Below are 19,254 nucleotides of genomic sequence, written 5' to 3' on the forward strand. Positions count from 1 at the left end.
CGATGAGCTATCGGCCGACGGCGGCGGACAGTCGCGGCAGCTGTCTCAGGGGGTTGTGGTGTTCGACTTCCATGCGAGCGTCGGCGTCGAAGATGTCGCTGAGACCCGGGGCTGGGTCGTGGGTGCCTGTCTGCGGCAGGGTGGCGGCGCTGAAGGGCCAGTCGGAGCCGAAGACGATGTGGTCGCGGCCGGTGACGGCAAGGACGCTGGCCATGGCCGCTGATGATCCGCTGAGGGCAGTGTCGTAGTAGAAGCGGGAGATCTGGTTCTTCATGTCCAGCACCGACGGCTTGGGCAGGCCCCGCGGCCACAGGCCGCCGAGGACGGTCTGGGAGGCCACGCTGACGCGGTGGGACACGAAGGGCAGGGTGCCGCCGGCGTGGGCGAGTTGGAAGCGGATGCCCGGGTACCGCTGGGTCAAGCCGGTGACCATCATGAGGGTGGCGGCGCGGGTGGTGTCGAAGGTGAACTCCTCGAGGAAATCCGGAAGCGGCAGTGCGGGTTTCGAGCCGGCCGGAATGGAGGCGGGGTGTACGAAAACGAACGCCTTGCGCTGGTTCAGCGCGGCCATCAGCGGCTCGTACCGCGGGTCGCCGAGATATACGCCGTCGTAGGCGCTCAGGAGTACTACACCGTCCAGGTGCAGGGTGTCGAGGGCATGGATCGCCTCGTCTATGGCGGCGGGGATGTCGGGCATGGGCAGTACGGCGAAGGCGCCGAAGCGGGTGCCGTGGGTCTCGAGCAGATTGGCGGCGTAACTGTTGCAGTAGCGGGCCATGTCGTTGGCGTCTTTACCGCGCAGGTATGACACACCAGGGTCGGACACCGACAGGGCCTGAGCCTGGATGCCGTAGTAGTCCATGAACGCGATCGCCGCCTCCGGTGACCAGTCCGGGGTCGGGTAACCGCCGATGGTGAGATAACCGTGTTCGAGCAGGGACGCGCGGTAGTCGGGCGGCAGGAAGTGGGCGTGCAGGTCGATGCGGTACATCCCCGCCGGTGCTTGTCGACGCCGCAGTGGCGCAGCCTGCGAGGCCGCGGCGGGGATGGCGACTGCGGCGGCGGCCAGGCCCGCGGCGGTGGTGCCGAACAATCGACGGCGGCTGGTTCGGAAGGGGGATCGGGAGTCGGTTCCGGTCATGGCTTCTCACTTCACGGCGATGGATTGATCAGAAAAAACTGCAGGTCGCAGCCGCAACTGGTGCTGCACCGCGGCGACCAGCGCGGTGTTGTGTCCGGCTGCGGCGGTGCCGAAAACGAACCGATCCGGCCGCAGCAACACGACCCCGCCGGGGCGCACCCGGGCTCTCCGGAACCAGCGCGTCAACGCGCCGGTGTGGTCCTCGATGTCGATGACGTCGGCGCGGCCGTCGCCGGGCTTGCCTTGCGGCCGACCGCCCAGCGGGTAGACGGTGACGAAGCGCGTGTTCAGGACGCCGAACATCGCCAGATCAGCGTCGGAGAACCCCTTCCGGGGGTCGGTGTGATAGCCCAGTACTGCGAACCCGAGCCCGAGTGTGTCATCCAAGCGCTGGTGGCGGCCGTCGTAGGTACGGACCATCGGTTGCGGGATGAGCGCGCCTTGCACTCCGCGGATCGGCGGGCGAGGCAGCCCGAGGTAGGCGTCACGGCGGAATCGCGGCGCGGGTTTCATTTTCGCGCCGCGGATCCATCCGCCGAGAATCGGGGTGCGCGATGCGGTACCAAGTGCCAAGTCGCGGGCGGTGGCCAGGACCGGGTTGTCGATGGAGACGAGGTTCTTGTTGAACACGGACAAATCGATCATCGCCTTGGCGTGCGGGCGACGCTCGGATTCGTAGCTGTCCAGGATGCCCGCACCGGCGCCGTGGCGAAGGATCGCCGTGAGTTTCCAGGACAGGTTGTCCGCGTCGCGGACCCCGGAGTTCATGCCCTGGCCGATGAATTGGGGGGTCATGTGCGCGGCGTCGCCGGCCAGCAGGATACGTCGGTCGCGCCACCGATCGGCGATGACGGCGTTGAAGGTGTAGACGAGTTTGCGCAGCACCTCGACCTCGGCGGGATCGACGAAGCGAGCGATGTGGCCGCGCACCGTGTCCGGGTCCTCCATCTCCTCCTTGGTCTGGTCCTCGTGCAGCATGAATTCGAAGCGGTGGTGCCCGCCGGGCTGCGGGCACGACACGATCGGCCGCTGCGCATCGCAGACGAAGTCGAAATACGGCAGATGCCGGAACGCATCCGCGCCGTCGCGGGTTTTCAGATCCACCACCAGCCAGCGCTCCGGGAAACTGACACCGGTCATGTCGATACCGAGGGTGGTGCGCACGATGCTGCGGCCGCCGTCGCAACCGACGAGGAACTGCGCCCGCACCTGTTCGGTTGTGCCGGTGTCGATCTCGGCGTCGCGTGTGCCGTAGCCGGTGCCGGTGCAGGCCGCGTGCTCGATATCCACACCGTCGTCGTCCTGGCTGAATCCAGTGACCGCGCGGCCGCGGTGGACCGTGACGTGCGGGTATCGCTCGAGGGCCCGTTCGAGGCTGTTCTCGAGATAGGGCTGGTACAGGAAGTTGACCACCGGCCAGCCCAGCGGTCGTTCGATCTGGTTGAACTGGGCCAGGATTCGGCCGTCGCCGCGAACCCACTGCACGGTGGAGTCGATGTTCATGTCGGCGGCGACTTCGTCGGCGACGCCGGCGGTCTGGAAGATCCGCAGGCCCTCGTCGTCGGTGTAGACCGCGCGCGCCAGACCGTAGTATTCCGGCTCGCGTTCGAGTACGAGCGTGCTGATGCCGCGGCGGCCGAGCAGGTTGGCGAGGGTGAGTCCGGTCGGGCCGAGCCCGACGATGACCACCTCGTAGTCGGTACTGCTCATTGCGTCGCTGCTCCTGTCAGCTCGGGCACGGTGATCTCCGGGGTCCGCAGCCGTCCGGCGATGGTGCGCAGTTGCGCGAGCTTGTCGGCCAAGGTCTCGTGGACGGTGTCGTGGCCCCAAATGCTGATGCCCTGGTAGGTTTTCGGCTCCCACGCCGCTTCCAGTTCGGGTGTGACGACGATCGGATTCCAGCCGACCTCGAGTTCGAATCCGGACGGGGTCACGCAGTAGAACGACAGTTCCCGGTCGTTGGTGTGCTGCCCGACCGCCCACGCCATGCGGAATCCGAGCTCGGTGACGCGCCCGTAGGCAGCGAGCATGTCGCCCAGGGTGGCGGACTGGATGTTGATGTGCTGGACGCGAGTTCGGACCGGGTCGATGCGCAGACCGCGGATATTGGCTACGGCCACCGAGTGGTGGCGTTGGTTGACGCGCAGGAAACGGATCTTCATCCGCAGCCCGGAGATGTTCTCGTCGATGAAGTCCGACAACCGCGCATCGAACAGAGTGCGGAAGTAGGCGTGCATCGCTTCCGGTTCCCGGGAGGTGATCGCGACGTGACCGAACCCGGCTTCGCCGGTGATCCAGCCGGAGCTGAGCATCGACAGCGGCGCCGTGCTGGTCACCGCGGTGGTGAAGAGCTCGGTGGCGATGCCTTTCGGGCCCGGGAAGCGCCACAATCGCTCGACCCCGCGCAACGCGGCGTCTTCGGCGGTGCCCTCTTCGATCGGGACGCCGCGGTCGGCGACACGGGCGAGGATCCGGTCGAAGGTCCGATGGTCGTCGACCTGCCAGCCCAGCGCGATGACATCCTCAGCGGGGCCACGACGAATCAGGAATCGGCAGGTGTGGTCGTCGAGCCGGAATCGCAGTGTGTCGGTGTCGAGTTCGTCGACGTGCAAGCCGATGGCATCGGCGCCCAGGCGATGCCAGTCCCGTAACCGTCGTGAGCCGACCGCGACGTAGCCCAGATGCACCGCGCCGAAAACGGGGTCCTCGGCAGTGCGGGCGTTGCCGTTCATCGGGGCTCCCGCAGAAACGCATCGGCCAGGTCGTTGAACAGCTCCGCGCGCTCCCACTGCACCCAATGACCGGTGCGCGCTGCGAAGTACACGTCGCAATTGGGCATCCGATCGGCGAGCATCCGCGCGCCGCTGGGCCGGTTCACCCGATCCTCGCTACCCCAGACGACCAGCGTCGGATGGGACACCGAGCCCAGGCGCCGATCGCGGGTGAAATCCATCCGCCGGACAGTGCGCAGTGCGCCGGGCCCGGAGGGACGGCGCAGTGGCGGGTTGGCGACCACGTCGGGATCGAGACTGGCCAGATAGCGCGCGTCGATCATGTCCTCGGTGATCGCGGCCGCGTCGTAGACGAGGTACTCGCGCAGGAAGCCGGCCAGCTTCTCCCGGCTCGGGCCGCTGCCGGTGTAGTAGGACAGCAGCGCCCGTAGCCCTGCTGTCGGCAATCCGCGACTGGTCCCGACACCGCCGGGTCCCATCAGGATCAGCCGGTCGGCCTTCTCGGGCCGGTCCATGGCCAGCCGCAGCGCCGCTGCGCCGCCGTAAGAATTGCCGATCAGGTGGGCTTTCGGTACGTCGAGCGCATCCAGCAGATCACCGATCGCCGCGGCCAGATCACCGAACGGATCGGACTGGTCGAGGTCCTTACCGGACCGACCGTAACCGGGCATGTCGGGCACGATCACCCGGAACCGCCGCGCCAGTGCGGCGATGTTGCGCGAATAGTTCGACACCCCGGACGCTCCCGGTCCGCCGCCGTGCAGCAACACGACCGCGGAACCTGTGCCGGTGTCGCTGACGTAGATGTCGCGGTTGCCGATGCGGACCGTCCGCCCGGCCTCTGCCTCGTTGTCAGTGCTTGTCACGGACCACCTCCACTATTGATGATGAAATCATCAGTCACGATGAAGTTCTCTGTCAATAGAGTTGATGAAACCCTCATAAATGAGAGCAGTGGCATGTGGATCGGAACTGAGCTTTTTGTCAGTTATGATTCGCAGGGGCAGATGAAGTGGTGGAGGGTTTGATGACAGCCGAACCGGCGACACGTACGCGGACCGACCGCCGCAGGGAGCGCACCCGTAACGCACTGCTCGCGGCCGCGCGGAAGTTCTTGTCGGAGGGCCGGTCCGCGGTGAGTATCCAGGAGATCACCGACGCCGCCGATGTGGGATTCGGGTCGTTCTACAACCACTTCGACTCGAAGGATCAGCTTTTCGACGAGGCGGTGCGCTCGGCACTGCAGATCTACAGCGAGCTACGCGACGGTGTCGTGGCCCGGTTCGACGATCCGGCGGAGATCTTCGCGGTGAGCTTCCGCCTGACCGGCCGGTTGCAACGCCGAATCCCGGAGATGGTGCGGGTGGTGCTCAACTCCGGCATGGGGGTCATGCTGCGCGACGAGGGCCTGGCACCGCGCGCTCGCCGTGACATTCAGGCCGCGCAGGACCTCGGCCGTTTCGAGCCGATGGATCCGAACCTGGCCATCATGGCCGCCGGTGGCGCCCTGCTGGGGCTGCTGCAACTACTCGACGCCGACCCCGACGCCGACGCCGAGGCGTTGTCCGACGAGATGGCCTACCGGATGCTGCGCATGTTCGGCGTGTCCAAGCGCACCGCGCAGCGATTGAGCACCGGCACACTGCCCGAACTCCCCGAACATCCTGAGCTGCCGACGCTGTAGCCGCAGCCCTGGGCGGTGACCACATGGCGATGGAGGGCGTGCCGCCCATCGCCACCTGGAACCGAATTCGCGGCCGTCCCTGCTGGTCACACTCCCGGCAGATATTTCTGCTGCTCGCTCGGCGCGGTCGGATCTCCGATGTGGTTGAGAACCAACTCGGCGCCGCCCGCGATCTCGCCTCGAACAGGTTCGGAGCCTACGGATCTCTCTGCTGGAACCGCGGGTTGGCGTACATGCTGACCCCGGCAGATTTCGGCCTGCGGGTTCACGGCCCCGAAATGCGCTGCGCGGCTGAAGTCACGGGTGGCTGTCGCGAGTCCAGGTCGCTCGCATCACACGCTCACCGGCTGCGGCGAGGAGGTCGCTCGCACACCGCGCAGCAGCAAGGGGGTCGCCAGCATGGCGACCCCGGCGACCGCCAGCGCGGTGCGCACGCCGGTCGCGGAGGCGAGCACGCCGAACACCATCGTCAGGGCCGCGATGGACAGGTTGCTGGTCACCGACCACGAGGACAGGGTGCGCGCCGCGAGTTCCTTGGGGGTTTGTTCGAGGCGGTAGGCGGCGAATATCGGAATGAAGACACCGCAGCTGGTGACCAGGCCGAACTGCACGGCGATGACGAGCGCGAGGCCGGGCACGCCGTGAGGGACGAAGGCCAGGCCGATGATCCAGAACGCGCGCAGCATGCCGGAGGCGATCATGACCCTGTGCCGCCCGAACCGCTGCGCGAGCGGGGCCGCGCTGCGGGCGCCGATCAGTCCGCCGACGCATGGTGCGGCGAAGGCCAGGCTGTACTGCCATGGCGCGAAGCCGAGCTGGCGGAGCATGAGCACGGCTATCAGCGGCTCGCCGGCCATGATGAGTCCGTTGCACAGATTCGTGTTGAACAGCAGCGGGCGCAGCGACGGATGAGACAGGATGTGCCGCCAGCCGTCGAGCAGATCAGCGACGCGCGTCCCCGGCGTCGCCGGATGGCCGGGATGCGGTTCACCTCTGCCGATCGCGGAGATGCCCAGCGCGGAGAGCAGATAGCTGATCGCGTCGACCGCCATGGTGACGACCGGGCCGAAGATCCCGATCGCCGCGCCGCCGAGCGGCGGACCGATGATCACCGAGGTCCAGTTGGTTGCCTCGAACCGCCCGGTGGCGACGATCAGATTCTGCTTGGGCACAAGCGTTTTCAGATAGGCGCCGCTGGCCGCGTTGAAGGCGATCTTGGCGGTGGCCACCAGCACCACCACGAGCAGCACCTGGATATAGGTCAGGATGCCCAGCAGGTAGGCGCCCGGGATGCTCGCCATCGCGGCAAAGCGGCCCACGTCCATCGCAATCATCACCGGCCGCTTGCGACGCGCCTCCACCCAGGGGGCCAGCGGCACCGCCAGCACCGCACCCACGGCCAGCCCCGCCGCCGACAGGGCCGACACCGCTGCCGGTCCCGCGTGCAGCGCGAGTACGGCGACGATCGAAACAGCCCCGAGCCCGAACCCGGATCCGTAAGCGCTGGCCGCATACGCGGCCCACAGCCACCGGAACTCCCGACCCAGCGCTGGTCCCCGCACGGCCGCCCGCAGCGTTCTCGTTCCCCATGCCATAGGAGGTGATCAAAGCGGATGCCGGCCTGTCAGGCAAACAACCGGCCGTCGCGGATCCACAACCAATAGTTGTCCGACAAGGCCGCAGCGCGGGACGGTGTGGCCGGAGCGAGCCGATCATCCAGGCGTGTCGCGGCCTCGTCCGAATATCCCTGAACGCTAAAGGTTTTCGGTGGAACATTTGGGCCCGCGACCTTTCGATGCGCAGGTGCGCCCGATCCCGTGCCACAGCCCTGGGTGCGATACCTTCCACAACCAACCAATGTGCACCGCTACGGTGCTCGAGGGAGGCGGAGTGACAGACCTGGACCTGGCGGCCGTGCGGGCCTTCGCGACAGCGGTCGACGAGGGGCAGTTCGGATATGCGGCGACGGTGCTGGGACTCACGCCGCAGGCCGCATCGCTACTCCGCCCGGACCCAGTACAGCCGGTTTACCAATACGTGCTCCCCCACCAGCGTCGGCGGCGTAGCGAGTACCAGACGATCGCCGAACAGCTCCGCCGTGCGTCGCTGCTCACCGCCGACCCAGTTCGGGAACAGGCTCATGCGCAACGTGTGCACCACCACATCCGCTTCCAGCCGGTATTCGCCGCAGTAGGCGATATAGCTCGAATACGCCTCGGCCCGTTCACTTTCAGCACCAGCGAGCACCATCGGTGTCGACAGCTCCCGCCGATCGGCAACAGCGAGTTGACCACTCATCCACCCGCCGGAGGTGTAAATCACACACCCTTGCGGCCGATCACCGAAAGGCGTTGAGACCGAGCCGTTTTCGTCGACGGCGGTCCATGCGGTCAGCTGCCACCGTCCCACCAGCTCCTCGACGTCCATGCCCCGATGCTAGCCCCGCCCAACGGATTTCCCATCGTTAAATGCGCATATATACAGGTACCAAGGTTTTTACACGTGCGCACGACGACATCGACCTGCCAACAGCGAAGCAGCGACTCCCAAGACTTTCATGGGTCTACCCGAACACCTCGGCCACGGATTCTGCGGCACGGGACAGACGATCCGGTCGCCGGAGCCGGACGTCCAACGCAGTTCCAGCACCAACCGAACCCACCCGAAACAGTACGAGACGTGGGTAAATCGGGTCCATATCAAGCCGTCCACAGGACGTCGCGGAACCACCGTGCATCCCTGGCTCCCCACAAGCCCGCCGGATACGAAACCGCGGTTGACTCCGTCACCCCCTCATGCAACAGCCGTCCTACACCAGTTCACTCGAGATGGGTTGTCGCTGGGGCGATTCCGACAGCTTCCAGGGCCTCCCCGAGCCGGATAACCCGATCGGTGGTCTTTGTACACGAGCATCGCGGACAGGTCGCGCGAGCCGTTTCATCAACTCCTCCACCGACACCACGTAGCGGCGGCCCCGGGCCGGCACGACGGCGCGGAGATCAGTATGGAGCAGGAAGCGACGAAGGCACACACCTATTCCGAACGGAACTCCGACGCTGCTCCGAGCCTGATACACCTATCGGCGCCTGCCCCTGGGAGGCGACCAACTTGACGAAAACGAACCAGCCGTACAGATTGCTCTCATCAGAGAGCGTTGCTCTCCTGTGCCAGAGAGAGAATGGACATGCAGGAAGTCTGGAAATGGGCCAACCTCACGCTGGCATTCGTGATGGAGTTGGTCGCGCTCGCGGCGCTGGCGCTGTGGGGCTGGAAGACCGCCACTGCGACTCCGATCAAGCTGGTGTTGGCCGTGGGCGCGCCTCTCCTCGCGGCGCTGGCCTGGGGCCTGTTCGCCGCGCCGAATGCGACATTCCACTATCCACTGCTCGCGGGCGTCACCAAAGTCGTAGTTTTCGGCGGCGCTGCGGTCGGGCTGTGGGCCGTGGGCTACCGAGCGGCCGCGGTCGTCTTCGTCGCCATCCTGGTCGCGAACCTGCTGGCGATCCGGCTCGGGCACCTGACCTCGTGAGGACGACGCATGGTGGGCGGAGTCTTCGAGAGATCTTGCGGAAAGGGTGTTTCGGAGTTACACCGTCGTTTGTGCAGTTCCGCGGCCGGAGCGGCGGAGACCTCTCGCGGGCAGTAACAGATAGCTGCGGCGAATTGGTGAAAGCACCGACTGGTCGGCATCTCAATCGAGCTGGCATCGGCCATCGTCAGCACCTGTCTGGCGGAGAAGTCGGGCCGTCGAATTGGGCTGCACGAGAGCATGTTACGACGTCCAGCTCATTTCAAGCCGCCCCCGGGTGCGGGAAGCAGAAACGGCAATAATCGGACAGAGCCGCTACATGATCAGGCGAAAGCGGTCAAGCAGATCCGCGCCTCATGAACAGCGGCGGACTGCTGGGGCGATGCTTGTCTCTCGATCTGAATGTCAAAGGCTTCGACCATTGCACTTGTCGAGTCGTGGCGAAAACTTCTGCGCGGTAATGGTTCCGCAGGCTCCTGCGCGTGGCGGCGTGTCCCAAGGGCCGCGCCCACGGCTGCGGGCGCGTGGGACGCGCAACGCCCGCCCGGTCTCGCGGTGCCCGTAGGTCAGCAGCGAAAGCTGAGAGTATCGGCGCATGAACTCGCCGTTTGCGCAGGTGTTCCCCACCTTGGGGACCGGGATTGGGCGCGCGCCGACGGCGGCTGATGTCCGCGGCGGAGGCGCTGCCGACGATCAGCGCACATCGCACGCAACGATGGCCGCCGCGAGTACAGCGTCCGGTCGCCCGATTATGTGCTCCTGCCGAACAGGCCGGCCCGTGCCGCGGTCAGGGCCAGTGCCGCGGCCGCGTCGGCGGTTTTGTCGCCCACCGGTTCGCCGGTGATCAGTACGCGCAAATAGATCGGCGCCACGAGGGTTTTGATGAGTTCGGCCGGGTCGGTATCGGGGGCGAGTTCGCCGCGTTCGACCGCGCGCGCCACGACCGGCAGGGCCCGGCGGATTCGGTCGCGGAACACGTGCCGCGTGGGGTCGGGCGGCCTCGGTTGCCCGGCGGCCGTGGGCAGCATGACCGCGATGACCGCCCGGCCCGGCGGGCTGCTGATCCACGTGACCAGACTGCGAGCCAGTTCCCGCAGGTCCTCGTCGATCGAACCGGTATCCGGGATGGGTATCTCCGTGGCGACGCTGTCGGCCAAGGCATCGGTGATCAGGTCGTCGCGGTTCGGCCACCGCCGGTAGACGGTGGTCTTGTGCACGCCGGCGCGCTGGGCGACGTTGTCGACGGTGAACCCGGCGTAACCGTGCGTGCTCAGCTCGTCGATGGCCGCGGCGAGTACGGCCGCGCGCACTCGCGGCCCGCGTCCGAGGGGCGCATCAGGACTCATTGCAACTCCTTGTTGCGATATCGGAGGTGGCCGGGCAAGCTTAGTATCGCAACTCTTTGTTGCGATACTGGAGATGGGAGTTCCCATGTTGTCGAAATCCGTTCGGGCAGCGGCGTTGTTGTTTCCCGGACTGCTGGCCGGGGCGTTCGGATACGGCGCGGTGAATGTGGTGTACGCGTTTCGCCAAGTGCCCCTTGATGTTCGGTTCACATTCCACGTCGCGCTGATGCGGGTCAACGGCCCGGTGATGCAGTCGCTGATGGCGCTGGCCGTGTTGAGCACGCTGGTGCTGGCGGTGCGGTCGAAGTCCTGGCCCCGATGGGCCGCGGCGAGCGCGTTCGGCCTGACGGTCGTCTCGTTCCTGGTGACCCGTTTCGGGAACGTGCCGATCAACCAGCAGATCAAGCGGTGGGCGGTGGGGCCGCTCCCCAGTGACTACGCCGACATCCTGAGCCGCTGGGAGATGTTGCATTTCGCCCGGACCGGTTGTGCGCTGGTCGCTTTCATTCTCGTGATCGCCGTCGTCGCCGGATCCGCCGCGACCGCCGAGGACAGATGATGGCGCTGTCGGCGAAACACCGGATCCGCAACCGCGTGGTCGTGGCCCTGCATCGGATCGGCCTTCCAGTCGGGCCGATGTACCTGCTCACCGTTGCGGGCCGGGCGAGTGGACGACCTCGGACGACCCCGGTGGCGCCGGTGCTCGTCGAGGGTGTGCATTACCTCGTGCAGGCGTATCCGAACGCAGACTGGGTCAAGAACGCCCGCACTGCCGGACGCGGCACGCTGGCCCGGGGCCGCCGCGCTCAGGATGTGAATCTCATCGAGCTTCCGGAACCGGATCGCGGCCCGATCCTGCGCGAATTTCCGCGCCAGAATCCAAGAGGGACAGAAGCTTTCATCAGAAATGGACTGGTGGACTCCGCCTCACCGGAAAGCTTCGCGGGCGCGGCGGACCGCTGCCCGGTATTCCGGATTGCCCCGATCCACCCTTGACCACGGCGACCCGAGATTCGAACGACAGCTCGGCGTCCTGCTCGACGGGCGCGCGGCGGTTCGGTGCGCTGACGGGCCTGGTCAGCGCACCAGACCCCGGCTACTCCCCGTTCAGCCGGAAGAGGCGTTCGGCGTTGAGATGGGTGATCTGCTCCCGCTCGTCGGTCGTGATGTCGAGTTCATCGAGGAACTCCCGTGTGCCGTCGAGATGCAGGAAGGGGTAATCGGCCGACCAGATCAATCGGTCGAGTCCCACCACCGTGCGGATGAAGTCGAAGTGCGGTCGGTGGAACATCCCGCTCGGGGTGACCCAGACGTTCGAGCGGTAGACCTCGGTGATCGTCCGCGACAGCCCGGTATCGCCCGGTGAGAGAACGTCATCGAGGCGGCTGAGGTAGAACGGGACCATCTCACCCCAGTGCCCGCTGATGACCTGCAGACCGGGCAGGCGTTCGAAGACGCCGGCGAGGATGAGCCGCAGCACATGGATCCCCGCTTCGTGATGCCAGCCCCATGCGCCCAGTGAGAGTTCCGATGACACCTTGTCGTCGAATCCCGCATAGTAGGCCTTCTGGACCTGCGGGACCGGATGGAACGGGTGCACGTAGAGCGGGACCCGCAGCGCGGCGATCCGCTCCAGGACCGGCTGGTAGATCGAATCGTCGAGGAATCCGGCGCCCGGGCGCCCGAGGATCAGAACCCCGCGCAGGCCGAGCTCGGTTACGGCGCGGTCGAGCTCGTCCACGGCGGCGTCAGGGAGTTGCCACGGCAGCGCGGCCAGCCCCTGGAGCCGATCGGGGTGAGCGGCAACCGCCTGCGAGAGCCGGTCGTTGGCCGAGCGGCACAAGTCGATCGCCTCGGCCTCGGGGACCAGTTGGATCGGGCTGGTCCAGGAGACGATCTGCATGTCGATGCCGTGCTCGTCCATCCGCCGGATGCGGCCGGGACCCAGGTCGTTCCCGAGACGGAGCGCTTCCGCGATATCGACGGCGGGCCGTCGGCCGGGGCCTTGTGGCACCGGGGAGGAGCTGGAACTCTGCATACGCATATACGGCGCTTCGCGAGCGAGGACCGGGCCGGCGGCCGCGGCGATCGACTGGTCGATCGCATGTTCTTCGATACAGATCAGTGTCATTCGGTCACCTGCTGCTTGATGGTTTCTTCGGCGAATTCACCGAAAGTGGTGGGCGTGGTGTTCTCGGTGGTGCGCGGTACGGCGTTGTTGACGCCGCGTTCACCGGCGAGGTCCATATCCATGGCGGATCGGGCCATCGCTGCGGAGAGTCCGCGGTCGATGAGGAACTGTTCGACGCCGGCGCGGCTTTCGGCCTGATAGCGGATGGGCGTGCCGAGAACTCCGGTGAGGATTTCGGCGATGTCGTGATACGAGAGGTCCTCGCCACCGAGGACATCGACCGTGTCCTGCCCGGTCCAGGTGTGGTCGCGAAGATACCGGGCGGCGAGCGCCGCGATATCCTTCGTCGCGATCCACGGCATCGTGAAATCGGCCGGCAGGGTGCCGGTGATGACCCCGGTCCCGATCGTGGCCGACTGCCGGAGAATGTTGTCCATGAAGGTGGGCAGTGCGAGTGCGCGCACATGCGCCCCGGTACTGCGGAACAGATCCTCCATGGCATGCGAGGCCGAGACGTGCCCGGCATAGATCTGCGATCCGCGCCCGAGCGCGGAGACGATCACGACACGGGGCACCGAATTGCGCACCACAGCGTCCGCGCCCGGGATCGAGGCGGTGACGTACGCCTCGTAGGGACTGCTCGCAGTCGCGGCCGACGGCATCAACCAGAACAGTGCGTCGGCCCCCTCGAGGGCGCGGTCCACGATGTCGGGATCGCGGTGCGATCCAGTGACGATCTCGGCTCGCTCGCGCACCCCGGCGGGCAGCTTGCCGGGATCCCGGACGATGAGGCGGATCGGCTCGGCCCGCGTCAGCAGCGTCGCGACGAGTTTGCTGCCGATCTGCCCGGTTGGGGCGGTTATCACGATCATGGATGATTACTCCGATCAACAAAGAAGAACAGAAGTAAACTCTACCGTACCGTTTACTTGGAGGGATGTCATGGCCCGACGCGGAGAAGCGCTACGCGAGCACATCCTCGACACGGCAAAGCTCGCATTCCTGGAGACCGGCTTCGAACGGACTTCGATGGACGCGATCGCGGCACGCGCGGAAACGTCGAAGCGTTCTCTGTACGCGCACTTCCCGACCAAGGACGCGCTGTTCGCCGCCGTCGTCGAGCGCATCCGCACCCTGTTCGACGAACGGATGGGTGTGCCCGCCGACTACGCCGAGCAACCGTTGGAGGCGATCGTGCGGTACTGCGGGCGCTTCGTGCAGCTGTTGTGCTGGTCCTCGGTCGGGCGCATGGTTCGCCTCGGCATCGGCGAGGCGGAACGCCTACCGGATCTGGCGGCGGGACTCTACGACGTCCTGTTCGACATCACGACCGGCAATCTCGCCGCGTATCTGGTGACAGCGTCGGGGCTGGCGAACCAGAAGGCCGAGAACGCGGCGAACGAGCTGATCGGCCTCGCGATCCACCCGACGTTGCCCCGGCTACTGTTCGGAGTCGATCCACTCACCGAGGAGATGCCGGAGCGGACCAGCCTGGCGACCGACGTCGATCTCGACAGAATCCGGCGACTCGTCCACCTCGTCATGCCCTCACCGATGACAGATCATGACGCCACTGCGAACGACCGGCGCGCTGCTCGGCCCGTTCGCGAGCGAGGGTGACGCCACCGCTCAGCTCCCGCGGGCGCACCGGCTTCGCCGGTGCAGAGTCTTGGCGATATCGACGGAAAACAGACGGATTCGTCCAAGCCGACGAATCCTGCAGGAACAACTGTGACGTTTCAGCGTCACGCCGAAATCACAGCCGTCGACGCACTCCGCAGCAATACCGGACACCGACCTTGTGTGCTGCTGCGGCTCAGACACCCTGAGTCCGCAATGGACTCCCGGAGTCAATTGTCGTGGCCGCCCCCGGCGCCCGTTCTGGTTGAATCGCCCGTATGGCAACCAGCGTGCGCATCCCCGGCCTGGTGCTCACCGAGCACGAGTTCTCCGTCCCGCTCGACCATTCCCGCCCTGACGGCCCGAAGATCACCGTCTTCGCTCGGGAGATCGCCGATCCGGACGGGCTCGACCGGCCGTTCCTCGTCTACCTCCAAGGCGGACCCGGGCACGAGGCGCCGCGACCGTCGCGCGGGACACCGAGCTGGCTGCCGCGAGCGTTGCAGGAGTACCGGGTGCTGATGCTCGACCAGCGCGGCACCGGACGATCCACGCCAGTCGGCACGTTGTCCGGCACACCGGCCGAGCAAGCCGAATACCTCACCCACTTCCGCGCCGACGCGATCGTCCGCGACGCGGAGTTCGTGCGGCGGCAGCTGGGCGTCGAGAAGTGGAGCGTGCTCGGGCAGTCGTTCGGCGGGTTCTGCACGCTCGCGTACCTTTCCCACGCGCCCGAAGGCCTGGCCGAGGCCTTCTTCACCGGCGGGCTGCCGCCGATCGCGCGGCATCTCGACGAGGTCTACACCGCGACGTTCGCCAACTTGATCGAGCGCAACCGCCAGTACTACCTCCGCTATCCGGGCGATCGCGGCCGGGTCGAGGCGCTGCTGCCGATGCTCGACGACGGGGCCGTCGTCCTGCCCGACGGCAGTCCGCTCACCGCGCGGCTGTTCCAGCAGCTCGGGTACGTCCTCGGTGCCAGCGGTGGCGAGGAGGCGCTGCACTACCTGCTCGAACGTGACCCGAAGTCCCCTGCCTTCGCGCACGACGTCGCGGACTCGCTGCCGTTCACCGCGCGCAATCCGCTGTACTCGGTGATCCACGAGTCGTCCTACTCCGACGGCTTCGCCACCCGCTGGTCCGCCGAGCGCATGCTGCCAGACGAGTTCCGCACCGACCGGACGCTCTTCACCGGAGAGCACGTGTTCCCCTGGGTCTTCGACGACTTCCACGGTCTGCGGCCGATGAAGCAGACCGCCGAGCTGCTCGCCGCACACGAGTGGCCGCGGCTGTATGACGCCGACGTGCTGCGCGAGTGCACGGTCCCGGCGGCGGCCGCGATCTATGCCAACGACATGTACGTCGAGCGAAGGTTTTCCGAGGAGACCGCGCGGTTGATCCCGACGCTGCGGCCGTGGATCACCAACGAGTACGAGCACAACGGCCTGCGCGCGTCGGGCGATCACGTACTCGGACGGTTGATCGACCTCGTCCGCGGCCGTGTCTGACGGTGCGGGGTGATCCGGGAGTGACGGGATAACGTGGGTGGATGCGGAGCGTTGAACTCCCTGCGCGCGTGATCTTCCTCAATGGCACGTCGAGCGCGGGTAAGACGACGTTGGCGCGGGCCATCCAGGACGAGAGTGATGTCCCGTTCGTCTATTGGGGGATCGACACGCTGTTCGGTCTGATTCCGCCGAATTGGGGTGGTGGACGCGATGGCCCACTGAGTCGTGACGGATTCTGGTACGACCGGACCGGCCACGATGCAGAAGGCCATCCGGTGACGATGATCCGCTACGGCGAGGTCGGATACCGGATGCTGCGGTCGGCGTGCGTGGCGGCTGCCGAGTTCGCTCGTGGGGGTGATCATCTGGTTGTCGACGAGATGCTGTTGTCCCCGGACCTGTTGCCGATGTGGATGGATGCGCTGGAGGGCTTGGACGTTCAGTTGGTATGTGTCACTTGCCCTTTGGCCGTTGCCGAGGAGCGGGAATCGGCTCGTGGCAAAGGCGTGAAGATCGGGTTGGCGCGGGGACATCTGCGCACGGTGCACGATCACGGCTACCCCTACGACACGATTGTCGATACGAGCACCGCAACGCCCGCTGAACTGGCCAAGGTCGTACTGCATCGACAGCAGACCGCTGGCGAGTGACATCGTCCCGGCTGGTGTCGCTTCGATGGCTACCGGTCACCGGGTGGGAGGCTGAACGTCGTGGACGGTTTGTATGCCGGGACACCTCGCTCGGGGATCATCGTGCTCGAATTGCACCGCGCGGATCGCGCTCTACCGACAGTGTCATGGGCGGGCTGATTTGGTGGGGGCCTGAGCGGCGTCCGTGCCCCAACTGGCCAGGAGACACAGGGCCTCGGCCGACGGCGAACCCGGTTCGGCGTGGTAGACGCACAGATACTGCTCCGTGTCGTCCGGCAGGTACAGCGTCTCGTACGCCAGCGTCAGCTCGCCGACCAGCGGGTGCTGCATCCGCTTGACGCCGTGCCCCTTCTCCTTCACGTCGTGTGTGGCCCACAGCCGCCGGAATTCCTCGCTCTTGACCGACAACTCCCCCACCAGCGCCGACAGATCCGGATCGTCCGGGTGCTGGCCCGCATACAGCCGCAGATAGCTGACCATGTCGGACGCCTTGGAATCCCAGTCGAGGAACAGCCGCCGGTAGTCGGGAGAAAGAAAAGTCAGCCGCGCCCAATTACGTTCAGCGGGTGGCAATTGCCCCCAGTCACCGAAGAGCGCCGCCGCCATTCGGTTCCACGCGAGAATCTCCGACCGCGCCCCGGCCACATACGCGGGCATCCCGTCCATCGACTCCAGCAGTTGCTGCAGCGTGACCCGCACCTGCTGCCGCTTGGGCGGCCGATACTTGCGCCGCAGCTGCTTCGGCTTGGCGAGATGAGTGAGGTGCGCGCGCTCGGCGTCGGTCAGCCGCAGAGCGCGCGCGATCGAGTCGAGCACCTCCGCCGACACATTGCGACCGTTGCCCTGCTCCAACCGTGTGTAATAAGCCACCGAGACCCCGGCCAGCTGCGCCAGTTCCTCGCGACGCAGACCCGGCACCCGTCGGTGCCGCCCATGCCAGGGAATCCCCACATCGCCCGGGTCGAGCCGGGCCCGGCGCGTACGCAGGAACTCGCTGAGCTCGGCACGTTGGTCCAGGCCGTCGGAATGGCCGGCCCGAGCGTCGTCCGGGACGAGGTTGTCGCTCATGTTCTCCAGTATTCCCGGTCGTACGACCACGAGCCTGACCCTGTCAGTAGTAGGACCACTGGACGTACGTAAAGCGGTGGGCTGGGCGAGTGCCGGTTCGTCGCGGACGCTGGACACCATGACCACCACTGTTGCCGCATATGCCGCGCCCAGCGCCAAGGCCCCACTGGAGCGCACCACCATCGAGCGCCGCACGGTCGGCGAGCACGACGTACTGATCGACATCAAGTTCGCGGGGATCTGCCACTCCGACATCCACCAGGCCCGTGCGGGCTGGGGCGAGGCCATCTTCCCGATGGTCCCGGGGCACGAGATCGCCGGCATCGTCGAGGCCGTCGGTTCGGCCGTGACCGAGTTCAAGATCGGCGACCGCGTCGGCGTCGGCTGCATGGTCGATTCCTGCCGCGTGTGCGAGCCGTGCCGCAACGGCCAGGAGCAGCACTGCGTGCGGGGAAACGTACAGACGTACAACGGCGTCGGCAAGGACGGCGAGCCCACCTACGGCGGCTACTCGCAGAAGATCGTCGTTGCCGACGCCTTCACCGTCCGCATCCCCGAGGGTCTGCCCCTCGACGTGGCCGCACCGCTCCTGTGCGCCGGCATCACCACGTACTCCCCGCTCAAGCGCTGGGGCGCCGGCCCCGGCAAGCAGGTCGCCGTGATCGGGCTGGGCGGCCTGGGCCACATGGCCGTCAAGATCGCCCACGCGCTCGGCGCGGAGGTCACCGTCCTGTCTCAGTCACTGCGTAAGAAGGACGACGGCCTGAAGCTGGGCGCCGACCACTACTACGCCACCAGCGATCCGAAAACGTTCGAGGACCTGGCTGGTTCCTTCGACGTCATCCTCTCCACGGTGTCCGCGCCGCTGAACTTCGGCGCGTACCTGAGCCTGGTGAAGACCGGCGGCGCGCTGGTGAACGTGGGCGCCCCCGAGGAGCCCATCTCACTGAACCTGTTCTCGCTGCTCGGGGGCTCCAAGATCCTCGCCGGCTCCATGATCGGCGGCATCGCCGAGACCCAGGAGATGCTCGACTTCTGCGCCGAGCACGGCCTGGGCGCGGAGATCGAACTGATCGAGGCGAGCCAGATCAACGAGGCATACGAACGCGTCGACAACTCGGACATACGCTACCGATTCGTAATCGACACGGCCACCATCTGACCGGCACCCGTGGTCCGGGGACGCGGCCCCCGGACCATTCTCATCCGTGCGGCTCACTCATCGGACCACCGCACTTACCGCACAACGGTCCCGACCGACCGGATCACGATCTGTTGTCCGTCGACCAGGATTTCGCGGTTCGTATGCCGGGACCGGCGCCGGGACTCGAACACCACCTCAGGACGGGGCCCGAATCAGCCCGGCATATCGGCGATCCGGACCGAGCGGACGCGGCAATGCGTTCTCATCTGATCAATACCGGGAAACTTCTTGTGCAACAAGCAATTCCGCCTGACGGTCAAGTCGGGCATGCCCACCGGATCTGGTCCGACATCGTCGGCTGCGCCAAGGACCAGCATGCGATTACGCCGGCGACCAGCATCTGACACGGAACGGTCCCGCTCATCGGATGTCAACCTCTCGACATCGCCGTGGGACGCAGAGTCGGCGTTTCCCGCCCCTTTCCGCAAACTTCAACCGACTCGATATATTCATATCGAGTCGGTTTTCGGTGGGCGGCGTCGCCCTGAAAACCGCAGTTTCGTTCGCCATTTATTCGGCCGCAGTTTCCGAACTATGAATTAACCGGAGGGCCCATGTTGTTCCGGCCTGCTCACGGCCTCGTTCGAGCACCCGTGTCGGGCCGGACACCGACAGGTCCCCGGTCAGGGCCCCTCCAGCCG

General features: G+C 66.4%; 19 protein-coding genes. 9 read left to right on the forward strand and 10 right to left on the reverse strand.

Going from position 1 to position 19,254, the window contains the following annotated elements; translation table 11 throughout:
* Positions 1-7: 7 nt before the first annotated feature.
* Genes K7711_RS28045 through K7711_RS28060 form a run of 4 tightly spaced genes read right to left on the reverse strand, consistent with a single transcriptional unit; the run spans position 8 to position 4,739 of the window.
* Positions 8-1,141 carry an amidohydrolase family protein gene (locus K7711_RS28045; RefSeq protein WP_222972445.1) on the reverse strand — a complete coding sequence of 378 codons (1,134 nt, stop codon included), beginning with the start codon at positions 1,139-1,141 and terminating at the stop codon, positions 8-10.
* A gap of 6 nt (positions 1,142-1,147) precedes the next feature.
* Positions 1,148-2,851 carry a bifunctional 3-(3-hydroxy-phenyl)propionate/3-hydroxycinnamic acid hydroxylase MhpA gene (gene mhpA / locus K7711_RS28050; RefSeq protein WP_222972446.1) on the reverse strand — a complete coding sequence of 568 codons (1,704 nt, stop codon included), beginning with the start codon at positions 2,849-2,851 and terminating at the stop codon, positions 1,148-1,150.
* Positions 2,848-3,873: a VOC family protein gene (locus tag K7711_RS28055; RefSeq protein ID WP_222972447.1), complete on the reverse strand. Its 1,026-nt coding sequence runs from the start codon at positions 3,871-3,873 to the stop codon at positions 2,848-2,850. The genes mhpA and K7711_RS28055 overlap by 4 nt, the downstream gene beginning before the upstream one ends.
* Positions 3,870-4,739, reverse strand: a complete 870-nt coding sequence (locus K7711_RS28060) for an alpha/beta fold hydrolase (protein WP_222972448.1) — start codon at positions 4,737-4,739, stop codon at positions 3,870-3,872. Before K7711_RS28060 ends, K7711_RS28055 begins: the two co-directional genes overlap by 4 nt.
* Positions 4,740-4,900: 161 nt before the next feature.
* Here K7711_RS28060 and K7711_RS28065 point away from each other — a divergent pair, with 161 nt between their 5' ends.
* Positions 4,901-5,557, forward strand: coding sequence for a TetR/AcrR family transcriptional regulator (locus tag K7711_RS28065; protein ID WP_235747874.1), 657 nt, complete (start codon positions 4,901-4,903; stop codon positions 5,555-5,557).
* Positions 5,558-5,889: 332 nt separating this feature from the next.
* On the opposite strand, the gene K7711_RS28070 is transcribed toward K7711_RS28065, so the two are convergent.
* Together K7711_RS28070 and K7711_RS28075 are read right to left on the reverse strand one after the other, a co-directional pair.
* Positions 5,890-7,152 (reverse strand): MFS transporter, encoded by a 1,263-nt coding sequence (locus K7711_RS28070; RefSeq protein WP_235747875.1) that lies wholly within the window; start codon positions 7,150-7,152, stop codon positions 5,890-5,892.
* Between the two features lie 403 nt (positions 7,153-7,555).
* On the reverse strand, positions 7,556-7,984 hold the full coding sequence (locus K7711_RS28075; RefSeq protein WP_222972449.1) for a lipocalin-like domain-containing protein: 429 nt from the start codon (positions 7,982-7,984) through the stop codon (positions 7,556-7,558).
* Between the two features lie 757 nt (positions 7,985-8,741).
* Here K7711_RS28075 and K7711_RS28080 point away from each other — a divergent pair.
* A complete protein-coding gene (locus K7711_RS28080) occupies positions 8,742-9,086 on the forward strand; it encodes a YrdB family protein (RefSeq protein ID WP_222972450.1) in 345 nt (114 codons plus the stop codon).
* Positions 9,087-9,835: 749 nt separating this feature from the next.
* Here K7711_RS28080 and K7711_RS28085 read toward each other — a convergent pair.
* The gene (locus K7711_RS28085) at positions 9,836-10,432 is read right to left on the reverse strand and encodes a TetR/AcrR family transcriptional regulator (RefSeq protein WP_222972451.1); all 597 of its coding nucleotides are present in this window, start codon (positions 10,430-10,432) and stop codon (positions 9,836-9,838) included.
* 85 nt (positions 10,433-10,517) lie between these two features.
* On the opposite strand from K7711_RS28085, the gene K7711_RS28090 reads away from it, so the two are divergent.
* Positions 10,518-10,991, forward strand: a complete 474-nt coding sequence (locus tag K7711_RS28090) for an anthrone oxygenase family protein (protein WP_222972452.1) — start codon at positions 10,518-10,520, stop codon at positions 10,989-10,991.
* The gene (locus tag K7711_RS28095; protein ID WP_235747876.1) at positions 10,991-11,428 is read left to right on the forward strand and encodes a nitroreductase/quinone reductase family protein; all 438 of its coding nucleotides are present in this window, start codon (positions 10,991-10,993) and stop codon (positions 11,426-11,428) included. The genes K7711_RS28090 and K7711_RS28095 overlap by 1 nt, the downstream gene beginning before the upstream one ends.
* Before the next feature lie 100 nt (positions 11,429-11,528).
* Here the strand turns inward: K7711_RS28095 and K7711_RS28100 are convergent, their stop codons facing one another.
* Together K7711_RS28100 and K7711_RS28105 are read right to left on the reverse strand one after the other, a co-directional pair.
* Complete coding sequence (locus K7711_RS28100; protein WP_222972454.1) at positions 11,529-12,563, reverse strand: amidohydrolase family protein; 1,035 nt, start codon at positions 12,561-12,563, stop codon at positions 11,529-11,531.
* Entirely contained in the window at positions 12,560-13,429 is an 870-nt protein-coding gene (locus K7711_RS28105) for an NAD(P)H-binding protein (protein WP_222972455.1), read from the reverse strand. Before K7711_RS28105 ends, K7711_RS28100 begins: the two co-directional genes overlap by 4 nt.
* Positions 13,430-13,433: 4 nt before the next feature.
* Between K7711_RS28105 and K7711_RS28110 the strand changes: the two genes are divergently transcribed.
* From K7711_RS28110 to K7711_RS28120, 3 genes are all read left to right on the forward strand, one after another.
* Entirely contained in the window at positions 13,434-14,183 is a 750-nt protein-coding gene (locus tag K7711_RS28110; RefSeq protein WP_222972456.1) for a TetR/AcrR family transcriptional regulator, read from the forward strand.
* A 278-nt stretch (positions 14,184-14,461) separates the two neighbouring features.
* On the forward strand, positions 14,462-15,691 hold the full coding sequence (locus K7711_RS28115) for an alpha/beta fold hydrolase (protein ID WP_235747878.1): 1,230 nt from the start codon (positions 14,462-14,464) through the stop codon (positions 15,689-15,691).
* Between the two features lie 41 nt (positions 15,692-15,732).
* Positions 15,733-16,341 (forward strand): chloramphenicol phosphotransferase CPT family protein, encoded by a 609-nt coding sequence (locus K7711_RS28120; RefSeq protein WP_222972457.1) that lies wholly within the window; start codon positions 15,733-15,735, stop codon positions 16,339-16,341.
* A 144-nt stretch (positions 16,342-16,485) separates the two neighbouring features.
* Here the strand turns inward: K7711_RS28120 and K7711_RS28125 are convergent, their stop codons facing one another.
* Positions 16,486-17,409, reverse strand: a complete 924-nt coding sequence (locus tag K7711_RS28125) for a helix-turn-helix transcriptional regulator (protein WP_222972458.1) — start codon at positions 17,407-17,409, stop codon at positions 16,486-16,488.
* 118 nt (positions 17,410-17,527) lie between these two features.
* Between K7711_RS28125 and K7711_RS28130 the strand changes: the two genes are divergently transcribed.
* A complete protein-coding gene (locus tag K7711_RS28130; protein WP_222972459.1) occupies positions 17,528-18,571 on the forward strand; it encodes an NAD(P)-dependent alcohol dehydrogenase in 1,044 nt (347 codons plus the stop codon).
* A 113-nt stretch (positions 18,572-18,684) separates the two neighbouring features.
* The gene (locus K7711_RS47860; protein WP_235747879.1) at positions 18,685-18,957 is read left to right on the forward strand and encodes a hypothetical protein; all 273 of its coding nucleotides are present in this window, start codon (positions 18,685-18,687) and stop codon (positions 18,955-18,957) included.
* Positions 18,958-19,254 lie beyond the last annotated feature (297 nt).

The organism is Nocardia coffeae (assembly GCF_019890715.1).
Classification (GTDB): Bacteria; Actinomycetota; Actinomycetes; order Mycobacteriales; family Mycobacteriaceae; genus Nocardia; species Nocardia jiangxiensis.